Origin of the sequence: Aquibium carbonis (genome assembly GCF_003970795.1) — a bacterium.
Classification (GTDB): Bacteria; Pseudomonadota; Alphaproteobacteria; order Rhizobiales; family Rhizobiaceae; genus Aquibium; species Aquibium carbonis.
The window spans coordinates 54,258-67,603 of record NZ_RWKW01000016.1 but is presented as its reverse complement, the minus strand read 5'-3'; the positions used below and the strand labels follow the sequence as shown (position 1 = coordinate 67,603).

The window sequence follows — 13,346 nt, the reverse complement described above, 5'->3', positions numbered from 1 at the left end:
GGCACGAGGTTGTCACCCATGTCTTAGGTACAAACTGTCACCCATGTCTCCGAGTCGTACAACAGATGAGCGATGGCGGAGAGAGAGGGATTCGAACCCTCGATACGGTTTCCCGTATACACGCGTTCCAGGCGTGCGCCTTCAACCACTCGGCCACCTCTCCGCATGCGTCGAACCGCCGGAGCGATAAGGGACGCGGGGCTCATCTAGTCGATCTGGACCCCGATGCCAAGCCGTCTTTCATGTTTGTGTCATCGATGTCGTCTTGCGCCAAGACCTGCCGGCCTCAGCGGTGACGGAAATTGGGGCTGCGCTTTTCAACGAAGGCGGTCATGCCCTCGGTCTGGTCGTCGAAGGCGAAGAGCGAGTGGAACATGCGGCGCTCGTAGAGCAGGCCTTCGGCCAGCGTGGTTTCGTAGGACCGGTTGACCGCATCCTTGACCATCATGACGGCAGGAAGCGAGAAGGAGGCGATCTTGGCCGCGGCTTTCAGCGTCTCCTCCATCAGGTCTCCGACCGGGACGACGCGGGAGACCAGGCCGCAGCGCTCGGCCTCGGCGGCGTCCATCATGCGGCCCGTCAGACACATGTCCATTGCCTTTGCCTTGCCGACGAAGCGGGTGAGCCGCTGCGAGCCGCCCATGCCGGGCATGACGCCGAGCGTGATCTCCGGCTGGCCGAACTTCGCGTTGTCGGCGGCGATGATGAAATCGCACATCATGGCGAGCTCGCAACCGCCGCCGAGCGCATAGCCGGCGACCGCGGCGATGATGGGCTTGCGAACCCGGGTCATCTCCTCCCAGCCGCCGAAGAAGTCGCTCATGAAGGCGTCGATGTAGTCCATCGACTGCATCTGCTTGATGTCGGCGCCCGCCGCGAAGGCCTTCTCGGAGCCGGTCACCACGATCGCGCCGATGCCGGCATCCTCTTGGAAGATTTTCAGCGCCGCGACCATCTCCGCCATCACGGTCGTGTTCAGCGCGTTCAGGGCCTTCGGGCGGTTCAGGGTGATCAGCCCGACGCGGGACCGGGTTTCGACGATGATGGTTTCGTAGGGCATGGACGTCCTCCAAGGCTGGGCCTGATCCGGATTAGCTAACGCTGGCAGGAGGGGCAATAGAAAGTGGAGCGGCCGGACTGCACCACGCGTTGCACCACGCCGTCGCAGCCCGATTTGCGGCAAGCCTCTCCCTCCCGGTCGTAGACGGCGAAGGCGTGCTGGAAATAGCCGAGCGAGCCGTCGGCCTGGACGTAGTCGCGCAAAGACGAGCCACCGGCGGCGATGGCATCGGCAATGACCTCGCGGATCGAGGTGGCAAGCGCGCCAGCGGCCTTGGTCGGGCGGCCAGTTGCCGTGGCCAGCGTGCCGGCTGCCCGGCGCGGCGACAGGCCGGCCCGCCAGAGCGCCTCGCAGACATAGATGTTGCCGAGCCCGGCAATCAGCCGCTGGTCGAGCAGCGCCGCCTTCAATGGGGCGCGCCTGTCGCGAAAGAGCGTGGCCAGCAGGTCACCGGAGAGTTCGTTGCCCGTGGGCTCGACGCCGAGGCCGCTGAGAAGCGGATGCTCGGCGAGCGTGCCGGGTTCCGCAAACAGCATGAAGCCGAAACGGCGCGGATCGTTGAACACGGCGCGGCTCGATGCGCCATCTGCGCCGGTCAGCCGGAAGACGACGTGATCATGCGCGGCGAGCTTGGAGCGCTCGTGATGGAAGACGCCCGGGGTGCGTGCGTCCGCGTCGCGCTCGATGCGCCAGGACCCCGACATGCCGAGATGGCAGATCAGGCCAAGCCCGTCGTCGAGATGGACGATCAGGTATTTTGCCCGCCGCGACAGGGCCTCGATGCGGCGACCGGAGAGCCGGGCCGCGAAGTCGGCCGGAAAGGGAAAGCGGAGATCCGGCCGACGCTGGTCGACCGACACGATGCGCGCGCCTTCCAGTGTGCCCGACAGGCCGCGCCGAACCGTCTCGACCTCGGGCAATTCAGGCATGGTCGACGCGATCGGCCAGAAACGAGCGGCCGTGCGGGCCGGGCGGAAGGCCCAGATGCGCGGCGACCGCCTCGCCGATGTCGGCAAAGGTTTCGCGCACCCCGGCCGAACCGGCCGGCAGGCCGGGTCCGATCGCCAGCACCGGCACACGCTCGCGGGTGTGCTCGGTGCCGCGCCAGGTCGGATCGCAGCCATGGTCGGCCGTCAGCAGGAGGATGTCCCCGGGCTTCAGGCGCGCCAGCGCCTCCGGCAGGCGCCGGTCGAAGGCTTCCAGCGCGGCGGCATAGCCGGCCACGTCGCGGCGGTGGCCGAAGCTCGAATCGAAATCGACGAAATTGGCGAAGACGAGGTCGCCCTCCCCGGCGTCCGCGATGGCGCCCAGGGCCGCGTCGAACATCGCCATGTTGTCCGGCGCCTTGCGCACCTCTGTCACGCCCTGATGCGCGAAGATATCGCCGATCTTGCCGACGGCGATCACCCTCCGGCCAGCCGCCACGGCGCGATCGAGCAGGGTCGGCTCGGCCGGCGGCACGGCGTAGTCCTTGCGGTTGGCGGTGCGCACGAAGTCCGCCGCGCTCTCCCCGACGAAGGGCCGCGCGATGACGCGACCGATGTTCAGCGGATCGACGAGCCGGCGGACGATCCGGCACAGGTCGTAGAGCCGCTCGAGGCCGAAATGCACCTCGTGCGCGGCGATCTGGAAAACCGAGTCCGCGGACGTGTAGCAGATGGGCTTTCCGGTGCGGATGTGCTCTTCGCCCAGCCGGGCGATGATTTCGGTGCCCGATGCGTGGCAATCGCCAAGGATTCCGGGCAGCCGCGCCTCGCGGATGATGGCGTCGACGAGGTCCGGCGGGAAGGTCGGCATCGTTTCGGGAAAATAGCCCCAGTCGAACGGCACCGGCACGCCGGCGATCTCCCAATGGCCGGACGGCGTGTCCTTGCCGCTCGAAACCTCCTGCGCGGCGGCGAAGACGCCCGTCGGTGCGGGTCGCGCCATGCCGGCCGGCCACGAGCCGGTCGACAGCAGTGCCGCCTCGCCCAGACCGAGCGCCATCATGTTCGGCAGTTCGAGCGGTCCTGCGCGAAGCCCCGGCCGGTCGGCCTCGCCGCCAGCCGCGGCGGCGGCGATGTGGCCGAACGTGTCAGCGCCCTCGTCGCCGAACCGCGCAGCGTCGGGCGCCCCGCCGATGCCGAAGGAATCGAGGACGAAGAGGAAGGCGCGCGCCATAGGGGATGTCCATGCAAGAGACCGCCGATGACGACAGATAGGAATGTTGCCGCGCATTGGCAATTCGGAAACCAAACCGCAAGAATACGACGGCATGGTGAAAGCGGTGAATGCAGGGTGGTCGACCATGAAGAGCAGGACAGCGCGCTGGAGCGTCCGCGCAACCCTCGCGGCGCTGGTGTGGATGCAGCCGGCCGCTTCCATGGCCGAAGGTCCGCTCGCCACGCTGCGGATCGGCCTGGTGGCGCATCCGGCCACCGGCGTCGCGATCGACGGCGCCGTGCAGATCGAAGAAGCGTTTTCGAAGGCGACGGGCCTTCCTACCCAGATCTTCGTCGCCCGCGACTTCGCCGCCCTGATCGACGCCCAAACGCGCGGCCGGATCGACTACGGCATCTACTCGGCCGCCGCCTATGCCGCGGCACGGCTTGCCTGTGGCTGCATCGAGCCGATCGTCGCGCCGATCGGCAGCGACGGCGCGACGGGCATCCGCGCCGTCCTCATCCGGCGCCGGGAGGACGCCGGCCAACCCGCGACCGTGGCGACCGTGCCCGGCGACATGCCGCACTGGCTGTCGCACGCCCGTCCCGCTGCCCAGGCCGGGGCCGAGCGCCTGGTCGAGGTCGAGACCGCCTCGCAGGCCGAGGCGATGTTCGTGTCGGGTGACGTTGACGGGATCATCGGTTGGGTGCCCTCCCGCGCCGGCCCGGCGCAGCAGGGGGGAACCCTTTCGCGGCTTCTGGAAGCCGGCCTCCAGCCAGAGACCATCGAGATCGCCTGGGAGACGCAGCCGCTTCGCTATGGGCCGCATGCCGTGCGTTCCGACATGCCCGCCGCCACCAAGAATGCCCTCGTCGGATTCCTCACCGCGCTTCACGAGGTACAACCGGACGTGTTCCAGCATCTGGAGCCGTTGAGGCAGGGTGGCTTCGTCCGGGTCACCGACGCGGACTATGCCACTGCCAACGCCATGGCGCTTCAGCTCGCGGCAGCCGTCGAGGCGCGCTGAACCGCTCAGCAGTCGTTGCAGCCGACCTTCTGGCTCATGCGCGGGCGCAGGAAGTACCGGTCACTCATGTCCAGCTTGTCGAAGGCGGATTTCATGCCGAAGGAGGCACTGTCGCCCGCGCTCCACACCACGACCGGCGTGTATTCGAGCTTCGATTCCGCGCGGATCAGAAACGTGTTCCGGATCATGAGCTTCTGCGGAACCGTCGTGACGATCGAACCCGCGGGCAGATAGCTGCTCGTGGCGCCGCCCACGAGCTTGCGCGACCAGGCGACCGTCGCCTTCGGCTTCTCCTCGTCGGAGATCTCGATCGCGGTCACGTAGACCGAGGGCGCGCTGCGGCTATAGGGCTGGATCACCGCCTCGCCGATCCGCATGATGGAATCGAGATCCGCCTTGTTGAGCGACTGTTGCTGGGTCACGAGATCGCCGACGATGATCGCGATGCGTCCGGTCTTCTTGCTCACCTCGAGCCCCTGGGAGACCTCCATCGTCATGAAGTAGGTGACCAGGAGAAGCGGCGCGATGAAGGCGAATTCGATCGCGGCGACGCCTTTGCGGTCGCGGCCGAGCCGACCGAAATGGGCGCGCAGACCGGACAGGATGCCTTGCGGGCGTTCCGGCGTCGTATCGGTTCGAGACATGCTGTCGTCCGGGGTGGTCATGGGTGCAGCCTCAGTCGTCGAAGGGTTCGTTCTGCCAGGTGACCGTCGCGAACTGGAGCGTGTAGCCACTGCCGATGTTCGACATCGACTTGCGCATCACGTCCGTCATCACCGGCCAGCGATAGAAGAGGCGCAACGTGTTCTTGCTCAGCGAAGGGCCGGGATCGACCTTGAAGTCAGAGGTGTCGATGTCGCCGCCAGCGGTGTACTTGATCCGCAGTTTCGCGGCGTCCTCGAACGTCGCGAACTGGCGCAGGTCGATCTCCAGCCCCGGACAGCCTGCGGCGACGATGATCTTGAGTTCGTCGCAGACCATGGTCCGGAGCTTGACCTCGTTCGTTTCCGAAGACTTGATCTGCCCGGTGCGGAACTGCCGGGCAATGTTGTCGGCGGCGTTGACGAGCACCTGCTGGCCGGCGAAGGAGACGCTGCTTTCCAGGATGGCGAAGACGAGCATCGAGAACGGAAGCGCCAGGGCGACGAACTCGATCGCGATCGCGCCGTTCTCGTCGCGCACGAAGCGCACCAGACGGCTATCGCGGTTCCTGCCCTGAGGCATTGCCCTGCGAATGGAAATCCACTTGCTCATGTCCCGATCCCACTGCCCCTATGCAGTCGATCGTGACGATAGCGCGTGGCTGTTGACTTCCGGTTTTACGGAAGCCTCAACTTGTGGCGGCGACTTTAACGAAAGCTTCAGAAATCCTGCAGCGCGTTTCGGTCTCGCATCGTCCAACGCGGCCGCTCAGCGGCTGACGTTCATCTCGGCTTCGGACGTTCGCTCGGCGTCGCTCTTGTAGGCCCCCTCGCAATAAGGGGTGCACGACAGCGTCTGGACTTCCGAGCGACGATAGATGCGGACCGATCTTGCGTCCTGCCGGCTGACGAAGACCTGTTCATCCACGATCGGTGCGCCGGTCTCGTCCAGAATGACGAGATTGGTGACGCCGAAGCCCTTGCCTGTCAGGATGATGGTGGTCGCGTCCTGGACCGAGGCGTCCGCGATGTCGGGGTTGCCGACGACGATCGTATCCGCCGGCTGGGCCAGTTTCACGATCTTTGCCTCGTTCATCAGAATGCGGATGCCCGCCTCGGCCTGGGCAGGGGGGGCGACGATCGCCGACACGGTCAGGCAGGCCGCCGCTACGCCGAATGACAGAAGGAGTTTCCGCGCCATGAGAGGCTCCGATCCAGAATGATTAGCGGATCATGAAGTGGATTGGTGAATCCGAGGTTAAGGCACGAGCATGCGGATCCCACACCTCGCCTGTTTAGTCCGAGCGAGCACGACGAAAGTCAACGGCCCGCCGCAGCCGGTTGTTCGCCGGATGTTAACTATCACAACGTGTGGAAGCCGTTAGGAAACCGGTAATTCTGTTTCTTAAGCCGATCGAAATGCCTCCCTCGTAGTGTTGGGACATCCGATCAACACACCAAGAACGTTGACGGGCTCGCTGTAAACACGTGGATTAGGAGTTCCCAATGTCCAAGCTTTTCGCTCGCTTCCTGAAGAACGAATCCGGCGCGACCGCCATCGAGTATGGTCTGATCGCTGCCCTCATCGCAGTCGCCATCATGGCCGGTGCAGGCGCCCTCGGCACCAGCCTCGACGCCAAGTTTTCCGAGATCTCGGGCAAGGTCAGCGGCGCTGGCGGCGCTGGCGGCGGCGGCGGTGAAGGCGACGAGTAATCGCAAGTCGCGCAAGCGGTATTCAAGAGAAAGGGCCGCTCCTCACGGGGCGGCCTTTTTCTTGCCCAGCGCCCGCCGGCCGGGATTCGCGTAAGGGTCCGGGCATGACGGCGAGACCAACCGGACACAAAGGGACCAGAGGACATGCTCGAGGCAGCCATTTTCGTCATCTTTCCGCTCTGTCTGGCCTTCGCGGCCGTTTCGGATCTCTTGTCGATGACCATTGCCAATCGGGTGTCGCTGATCCTCGTTGCGTCCTTTGCCGTCATTGCGCCGCTGACCGGCATGGACTGGCAGACCTACGGCATGCATTTCGCCGCGATGGCCTTCGTCCTGGCGGTGACCTTCGCGCTGTTCGCCATCGGCGGCATGGGGGGCGGCGATGCCAAGCTGCTTGCCGCGACCGCCCTGTGGATGGGCTTCGGCATGCCGCTTGCAACCTACGTCCTGCTGTCGGCCGCTTGCGGCGGGCTGCTGACGCTCGCCATCCTGAGGTTCCGCAACTCGCCGATCCGCGATTATGTCGGCAACAATCCGTTGCTGCGGAACATCGCCGACACGACGGTCGGCATTCCCTACGGGATCGCGCTCGCCATGGGCGGATTCATGGCCTTCCCCTCCTCACCTCTGGCCGTGTGGGCATTTGCGCGACTGGCCGGAAGCTGAGACCGGCACCACGTTCGGCCGGCTCGAACCAGGACCGTAAACGCTAAATTAAGCACGGCTGTAAGCATTCCATTAACCGTAATTTGACGATTTCCGCGTCATTGTCCCGATCGGTGAGCACATTCGCCGAGTAAAGGTTCGGGTCGATGAATACTTCACGCTTGATCGTATTGGGCGTCGCCGCGGTTGCCGCAGGCGGTGCCGGGTACATCGCCAAGAACATCGCCACCAAGCCGCCGGTCGAAATCGTCGCGGCGGCTCCGGTCGTGCCGTCGATCCCGCTGACCGACGTGCTCGTGCTCTCCGAGGACGTTCCGGCCGGGCAGCCGCTCGAACGCCAGATGCGATGGCAGTCCTGGCCTCAGGCAGCCGTCACCGAAGGCTACATCCTGCGCAACGAGGAAGCCGATGCGCTGGAACTGTTGCGGGGTTCGGTCGCCCGCCTCACCATGTACAAGGGCGAGCCCGTCCGCCGCTCGAAGCTGATCGGGCACGGGCAGAGCTTCATGTCCGCCATCCTGCCCTCCGGCAAACGCGCCGTCGCGACACAGATTTCGGCCGATACCTCGGCTGGCGGCTTCATCCTGCCCAACGACTTCGTCGACGTGATCATGACGAGGCGCGGCGAGAGCGGTTCGGCGCAGGGTTTCGTAACCGAAACGATCCTGAAGAACATCCGCGTCCTGGCCATCGACCAGATGATCCAGGAAAACGAGGAGGGCAAGCGCGTGAAGGTCGGCGAGACGGCGACGCTCGAGCTCACGCCCCAGCAATCCGAAATCATCACCGTCGCGCAGCAGATGGCCGATCGCCTGACGCTCGCCCTGCGTTCGATCACCGATACGCAGGAACCGCCTGCCGACGACGCCGACTACCTGGTGTCCGGCAACGGCCGCAGGGGAACCGTACGCCTGATCCGGTCGGGCCAAGTCACCGAAGTTGGAGCGCGCAAATGACGTCGCTTGAAAGCAAGACGACCCGCGGCAGCGGCCGCAGCCTGACACGATTTGCGGCAATCGTGCTCGCGGCGACCGCCCTGTCGGGCATGGTCATCGCGAGCGGCGTGTCGATCGCTGAGGCGAACCAGAGTTCCGTCCGGTCGAGCGCGGGGGCTCAGCGGGTGAAGCTTGGCCTGAACAAGTCGCTGGTGATCGACCTGCCGCAGGATGCCTACGACATCCTGGTGGCCAATCCGTCGGTCGCCGACGCGGTGACGCGCACGGCGCGGCGCATCTACCTCTTCGGCAAGCAGGTTGGCGAGACGAACATCTTCGTGTTCGGCGCCAATGGCGAGCAGATCGCCAATCTCGATCTCGCCATCGAGCGCGACGTGGCCGGGCTCGAGGACTATCTCGAACGCTTCGTTCCCAACTCCGACATCAAGGTCGAACTCCTGAACGACAACGTCGTTCTCTCCGGCACGGTGGAAACGCCACTCGACGCCGCGCGCGCGGTCCAGTTGGCGCAGGCCTTCGTCACCGGCGGCGAGGCGACCACCGGCCAGTATGCCCAGACGGCGGCGGCCCCCACCGACGGTGGCGGGGTCGACATCAACAACCCCGATTCCCAGCGGCAGAAGAGCGCCATCATCAACCTCCTGAAGATCATCGGCGAGGACCAGGTGACGCTCAAGGTCACGGTCGCCGAAGTCAGCCGCGTCGTGATGAAGCAGCTCGGCGTGAACATGATCACGTCGGGCACGTCCAACGGCATCTCCTGGAACACCTTCACCGACGGCATCTCCGGCCTCGGATAGCAGATGTCGAACTACCAGCTGAACGTGGGCGCCGCGCTCGGCTCCACCACCCTGAACTCCTACCTGAACGCCATGGAGCAGGCGGGCGTCATGAAGACGCTGGCCGAGCCGACCCTCACGGCGATCTCGGGCGAGAAGGCCGTCTTCAAGGTTGGCGGCGAGTTCAATCTGGTTACCGGCCAGTCCGTCGATTCCGACACGGGCGCCATCAGCTACGATGTTGAGAAGATCGAGTACGGCATCGGGCTGGAGTTCCAGCCGACCGTGCTGTCGCCGGGGCGGATCAGCCTGAAGATCCGGACGTCGGTTTCCGAGCCCACCACCGAGGGCTCGGTCGCGATGGGCTCGGGCGGCCAGAACAACGGCACGAACATGCTGTCGATCCGCAAGCGCCTGGCCGACACCACCGTCGAACTGCCGTCCGGCGGCTCGATGATGATCGCGGGCCTCGTGCGCGACGACATCCGCCAGGTCTCGTCCGGCATTCCCGGCCTGACCAAGCTGCCGGTGCTGGGGACCCTGTTCCGCAGCCGGGACTTCGTCCGCAACGAGTCCGAGCTGGTGATCATCGTGACGCCCTATCTGTCGCGCCCGGTTGCCCGCCAGCAGCTGGCGCGCCCGGACGACAACTTCAATGCCGCGAGCGACGGCGCCGGGATCTTCCTTGGCCGCGTCAATCGCGTCTACGGCACGATGCAAACGGACAAGCCCAACGGCCGGTATCACGGCGTCGTCGGCTTCATCTACAAGTGATCCGGGGGACGGACCTGATGTGCAGCGCTCAGAACCATGACCATGCGGGCCGCCGGCGGTACCGCTCCGCGGCCCGCGCGATCCTCCTGACCACCGTCGCGGCGGCCCTGCTGGCCGGTTGCGCCCGGCGCGATTCGATCACGGTCGGCTCGGTACCGGACGACTACCGCACCAATCATCCGATCACCGTCGCCGAGCAGGAAGAAAAGATCGACCTGCCCGTCGGCACCAGCGACCATGCGATGTCGCAGGTGCAGCGCGTCGCCCTCAATGGCTACATGGCGCATTACGACCCGAGCGCGGGCGCGCCGATCACGATCCTCTATCCGACGGGAACGGCAAACGCGGCCGCCGCCAGCCTGGTCGCCGCCGACATCGCGCGGCACATCAACCGCGCCGGCGTGTCGGGCGGTCGAGTGCATGCGATGCCGTACGAAGCCGGTTCGCCCGAGGCAAGCCCGCCGATCCGCCTGTCCTACCGGCGCATGAAGGCCAGCACCGGCCCGTGCGGCCGCTGGCCTGACGACCTGCTGAAGACGACCGAGAACAAGCACTACGCGAATTTCGGCTGTGCCTACCAGAACAACCTGGCGGCGCAGATCGCAAATCCGGCCGACCTGCTCGGGCCTCGCGCGCCGGGCGACATCGACGCCGAGAACCGCGGCGACGCGCTCGACGAATACAAGAACCGCGAAGTCTCCAGAAGCTTCAGGCAGACCTCCGAAGTCAACTACTGATCCGCCGACACGGGACCGCACGAGATGAGCAACCTTGCCTACGATACCGATCCGACGGAGGCCGGCGGCGCCTCCGCCGAGGACATCGCGCGGCTCAACTCCCTGCGCCCGATTCCGCGGATCTCGATCCATGCCTTCTGCGAAACCGAAAGCGTCGCCAGGCCGATCGAACGTGCCGCCGACGACCGGCGCATGTCCAAGGCCCACCTGCGGGTTGCCATGGGCGGACTGGAGGGAGCGCTCGCCCATTATGCGACGTCGCCGACACCCAACCTGATCATCCTGGAGTCTCGCGCGGAACCGAAGGAACTGCTGCACTCGCTGGAGCGGCTCGCCGAGGTCTGCGATCCGTCGACGAAAGTCGTCATCATCGGCCATTACAACGACGTCTGGCTGTACCGCGAACTGCTGCGTTTCGGCATCTCCGAATATGTCGTCGCGCCGGTCTCGCTCGCGGACGTCATCGGCAACATCGCGCAGATCTTCGTCAATCCGGAGTCCGAGCCGCTCGGCAAGACCATTGCCTTCATCGGCGCCAAGGGTGGCGTCGGTTCGTCGACGATCGCCCACAACGTGGCGTGGACCATGTCCACGGCGTTCAGCACCGAGGTCGTGGTGGCCGATCTCGATCTGGCGTTCGGCACCGCCAACATGAATTTCGACCAGGATCCCGCGCAGGGCATCGCCGAGGCGGTGTTCGCGCCCGAGCGAATCGACGAGGTCTACCTCGACCGACTTTTGGCCCAGTGCGCGGAACACCTGTCTCTGCTCGCGGCGCCGTCGACGCTCGACCGGGTCTACGACTTCGATACCGACGCTTTCGCGCAGATCATCGACACCGCCCAACGCAGCGCACCGCTGCTGGTGCTCGACGTTCCGCATGTCTGGACCGGATGGACGCGCAACACCCTGGTCGAGGCCGACGAGATCGTCATCACCGCCACACCGGAACTGGCCAACCTGCGCAACACGAAGAACCTGGTCGACACGCTGCGAAAGCTGCGACCGAACGACAGGCCGCCGCATCTGATCATCAACCAGGCCGGCGTGCCGAAGCGGCCGGAGATCTCGCCTGGCGATTTCACCGAACCGCTCGGCCTGACGCCCCTGGCGATCATCCCCTTCGAACCGCAATTCTTCGGAAACGCGTCCAACAACGGGCGCATGCTCGCTGAAATGGATGCCCAGCATGCCATCGTGAAGACGATCTCGGAGATCGCGCACATCGTGACCGGCCGAAGCGAGATCAAGACGCGCGCCAAGCCGGGCCTTTCGGGCATTCTCGACAAGCTCAGATCCAAGAAGAAGTAGTCCGCAACCGAAACTGGTATCCTGGTCATGTTTGGAAAAAGAGGCGGCGACGGCGGCAACAGGACGGTGCCCGAGTTTCGCGGCGCCGCGCCGACGTCGTCGACCGCCGTCGCGGAACGGCCGGCGTCACCGACGCCGTCGACGGGTGCGCCGCGGCAGGGCGAAGCCGGTCGTCGAAACCTCGATTCACCGCCGATGGTTGCCGAGCCGAAGAAGCCCGCTGCGCCGCGCGAGCGCGGCGAAAGCTATTACGACACCAAGAGCCAGGTCTTTTCGGCGCTCATAGACACGATCGACCTGTCTCAACTGGCCAAGCTCGAGCCGGACAACGCGCGCGAGGAAATCCGCGACATCGTCAACGACATCATCGCGATCAAGAACTTCGCGATGACGATCTCCGAGCAGGAAGAACTGCTGGAGGACATCTGCAACGACGTCCTGGGCTACGGCCCCCTCGAACCGCTGCTGGCGCGCGATGACATCGCCGACATCATGGTGAACGGGTCCAAGAACGTCTACATCGAAGTCGCCGGCAAGGTCGAACAGACCGGCATTCGCTTCCGCGACAACCAGCAGCTCCTCAACATCTGCCAGCGCATCGTGAGCCAGGTCGGCCGTCGCGTCGACGAATCCAGCCCGATCTGCGACGCCCGCCTGCCGGACGGCTCGCGCGTCAACGTCATTGCTCCGCCGCTCGCCATCGACGGCGCCGCGCTGACCATCCGCAAGTTCAAGAAGGACAAGCTGACCCTCGATCAGCTCGTCCGGTTCGGTGCGATCTCCCCAGAAGGCGCCGAGGTTCTGAAGATCATCGGCCGGGTCCGCTGCAATGTCGTCATCTCCGGGGGCACCGGCTCGGGCAAGACGACGCTGCTCAACTGCCTGACCAACTACATCGATCGCGACGAACGCATCATCACCTGCGAGGATTCGGCCGAGCTGCAACTGCAGCAGCCGCACGTGGTGCGCCTGGAAACCCGCCCGCCGAACCTCGAGGGCGAGGGCCAGATCACCATGACCGACCTCGTGAAGAACTGCCTGCGCATGCGCCCGGAGCGCATCATCGTCGGCGAGGTGCGCGGACCGGAGGTCTTCGATCTTCTGCAGGCAATGAACACCGGTCACGACGGGTCGATGGGCACGATCCACTCGAACTCGCCCCGCGAATGCCTGAACCGCATCGAATCCATGATCGCCATGGGCGGTTTCACCCTTCCGCAGAAGACCGTTCGCGAGATCATCGTCGGCTCCGTCGACATCATCATCCAGGCCGCCCGTCTGCGCGACGGGTCGCGGCGCATCACCCATGTGACCGAAGTGCTCGGCATGGAGGGCGACGTGATCATCACGCAGGATCTCGTGCTCTACAACATCATGGGCGAAGACCCGCAGGGCAAGCTGATCGGCAAGCACGTCTCCACCGGCGTCGGGAGGCCGCGTTTCTGGGACAGGGCGCGCTACTACAACGAGGAAGCGCGTCTCGCCACGGCCCTCGAGTCGATGGAAAAGCAGGCCGGCTGATGATCGAAACGGGAGCGTA

Annotated in this window: 13 protein-coding genes, 1 tRNA gene and 1 pseudogene; 8 read left to right on the top strand and 7 right to left on the bottom strand. The window is 65.4% G+C overall.

Annotated elements, in window-relative coordinates; translation table 11 throughout:
• Positions 1-73 precede the first annotated feature (73 nt).
• The 4 genes from EJC49_RS05385 to EJC49_RS05370 all read right to left on the bottom strand — a co-directional run bounded on the left by EJC49_RS05385 (position 74) and on the right by EJC49_RS05370 (position 3,220).
• Positions 74-163 (bottom strand) — tRNA-Ser (locus tag EJC49_RS05385).
• Between the two features lie 123 nt (positions 164-286).
• A complete protein-coding gene (locus EJC49_RS05380; RefSeq protein WP_126698436.1) occupies positions 287-1,060 on the bottom strand; it encodes an enoyl-CoA hydratase in 774 nt (257 codons plus the stop codon).
• Positions 1,061-1,095: 35 nt separating this feature from the next.
• Positions 1,096-1,989: a bifunctional DNA-formamidopyrimidine glycosylase/DNA-(apurinic or apyrimidinic site) lyase gene (mutM, locus tag EJC49_RS05375; RefSeq protein ID WP_126698435.1), complete on the bottom strand. Its 894-nt coding sequence runs from the start codon at positions 1,987-1,989 to the stop codon at positions 1,096-1,098.
• Complete coding sequence (locus EJC49_RS05370) at positions 1,982-3,220, bottom strand: phosphopentomutase (RefSeq protein WP_126698434.1); 1,239 nt, start codon at positions 3,218-3,220, stop codon at positions 1,982-1,984. Before EJC49_RS05370 ends, mutM begins: the two co-directional genes overlap by 8 nt.
• A gap of 127 nt (positions 3,221-3,347) precedes the next feature.
• On the opposite strand from EJC49_RS05370, the gene EJC49_RS05365 reads away from it, so the two are divergent.
• Positions 3,348-4,229, top strand: coding sequence for a phosphate/phosphite/phosphonate ABC transporter substrate-binding protein (locus tag EJC49_RS05365; protein WP_170314623.1), 882 nt, complete (start codon positions 3,348-3,350; stop codon positions 4,227-4,229).
• A 5-nt stretch (positions 4,230-4,234) separates the two neighbouring features.
• Here the strand turns inward: EJC49_RS05365 and EJC49_RS05360 are convergent, their stop codons facing one another.
• From EJC49_RS05360 to EJC49_RS05350, 3 genes are all read right to left on the bottom strand, one after another.
• A complete protein-coding gene (locus EJC49_RS05360; RefSeq protein WP_126698432.1) occupies positions 4,235-4,873 on the bottom strand; it encodes a TadE/TadG family type IV pilus assembly protein in 639 nt (212 codons plus the stop codon).
• Between the two features lie 31 nt (positions 4,874-4,904).
• Positions 4,905-5,483 carry a TadE/TadG family type IV pilus assembly protein gene (locus EJC49_RS05355; protein ID WP_245453276.1) on the bottom strand — a complete coding sequence of 193 codons (579 nt, stop codon included), beginning with the start codon at positions 5,481-5,483 and terminating at the stop codon, positions 4,905-4,907.
• A gap of 156 nt (positions 5,484-5,639) precedes the next feature.
• Positions 5,640-6,071 (bottom strand): pilus assembly protein N-terminal domain-containing protein, encoded by a 432-nt coding sequence (locus EJC49_RS05350; protein ID WP_126698431.1) that lies wholly within the window; start codon positions 6,069-6,071, stop codon positions 5,640-5,642.
• A 305-nt stretch (positions 6,072-6,376) separates the two neighbouring features.
• Between EJC49_RS05350 and EJC49_RS05345 the strand changes: the two genes are divergently transcribed.
• The 7 genes and pseudogenes from EJC49_RS05345 (at position 6,377) to EJC49_RS05315 (ending at position 13,327) form a co-directional block, all read left to right on the top strand.
• Positions 6,377-6,583, top strand: coding sequence for a Flp family type IVb pilin (locus tag EJC49_RS05345; protein WP_126698430.1), 207 nt, complete (start codon positions 6,377-6,379; stop codon positions 6,581-6,583).
• A 144-nt stretch (positions 6,584-6,727) separates the two neighbouring features.
• Entirely contained in the window at positions 6,728-7,249 is a 522-nt protein-coding gene (locus tag EJC49_RS05340) for an A24 family peptidase (protein ID WP_126698429.1), read from the top strand.
• Positions 7,250-7,395: 146 nt separating this feature from the next.
• Positions 7,396-8,205, top strand: a complete 810-nt coding sequence (gene cpaB, locus EJC49_RS05335) for a Flp pilus assembly protein CpaB (protein ID WP_126698428.1) — start codon at positions 7,396-7,398, stop codon at positions 8,203-8,205.
• Positions 8,202-9,758 (top strand): annotated as a pseudogene (locus EJC49_RS05330) (type II and III secretion system protein family protein). The gene cpaB and the pseudogene EJC49_RS05330 overlap by 4 nt, the downstream one beginning before the upstream one ends.
• Before the next feature lie 17 nt (positions 9,759-9,775).
• On the top strand, positions 9,776-10,495 hold the full coding sequence (locus EJC49_RS05325; protein WP_126698427.1) for a CpaD family pilus assembly protein: 720 nt from the start codon (positions 9,776-9,778) through the stop codon (positions 10,493-10,495).
• Between the two features lie 24 nt (positions 10,496-10,519).
• Positions 10,520-11,806, top strand: a complete 1,287-nt coding sequence (locus tag EJC49_RS05320; RefSeq protein WP_126698426.1) for a CpaE/TadZ family protein — start codon at positions 10,520-10,522, stop codon at positions 11,804-11,806.
• A gap of 27 nt (positions 11,807-11,833) precedes the next feature.
• On the top strand, positions 11,834-13,327 hold the full coding sequence (locus EJC49_RS05315) for a TadA family conjugal transfer-associated ATPase (RefSeq protein ID WP_126698425.1): 1,494 nt from the start codon (positions 11,834-11,836) through the stop codon (positions 13,325-13,327).
• Positions 13,328-13,346: the final 19 nt, after the last annotated feature.

Bases quoted from the DNA above. Each gene is read 5' to 3' on its own strand.
- cpaB (WP_126698428.1), top strand. From the start codon at position 7,396: ATGAATACTTCACGCTTGATCGTATTGGGCGTCGCCGCGGTTGCCGCA.
- EJC49_RS05360 (WP_126698432.1), bottom strand. From the start codon at position 4,873: ATGTCTCGAACCGATACGACGCCGGAACGCCCGCAAGGCATCCTGTCC.
- EJC49_RS05365 (WP_170314623.1), top strand. From the start codon at position 3,348: ATGAAGAGCAGGACAGCGCGCTGGAGCGTCCGCGCAACCCTCGCGGCG.
- mutM (WP_126698435.1), bottom strand. From the start codon at position 1,989: ATGCCTGAATTGCCCGAGGTCGAGACGGTTCGGCGCGGCCTGTCGGGC.
- EJC49_RS05340 (WP_126698429.1), top strand. From the start codon at position 6,728: ATGCTCGAGGCAGCCATTTTCGTCATCTTTCCGCTCTGTCTGGCCTTC.
- EJC49_RS05355 (WP_245453276.1), bottom strand. From the start codon at position 5,483: ATGAGCAAGTGGATTTCCATTCGCAGGGCAATGCCTCAGGGCAGGAAC.
- EJC49_RS05320 (WP_126698426.1), top strand. From the start codon at position 10,520: ATGAGCAACCTTGCCTACGATACCGATCCGACGGAGGCCGGCGGCGCC.
- EJC49_RS05315 (WP_126698425.1), top strand. From the start codon at position 11,834: ATGTTTGGAAAAAGAGGCGGCGACGGCGGCAACAGGACGGTGCCCGAG.
- EJC49_RS05380 (WP_126698436.1), bottom strand. From the start codon at position 1,060: ATGCCCTACGAAACCATCATCGTCGAAACCCGGTCCCGCGTCGGGCTG.
- EJC49_RS05370 (WP_126698434.1), bottom strand. From the start codon at position 3,220: ATGGCGCGCGCCTTCCTCTTCGTCCTCGATTCCTTCGGCATCGGCGGG.
- EJC49_RS05350 (WP_126698431.1), bottom strand. From the start codon at position 6,071: ATGGCGCGGAAACTCCTTCTGTCATTCGGCGTAGCGGCGGCCTGCCTG.
- EJC49_RS05325 (WP_126698427.1), top strand. From the start codon at position 9,776: ATGTGCAGCGCTCAGAACCATGACCATGCGGGCCGCCGGCGGTACCGC.
- EJC49_RS05345 (WP_126698430.1), top strand. From the start codon at position 6,377: ATGTCCAAGCTTTTCGCTCGCTTCCTGAAGAACGAATCCGGCGCGACC.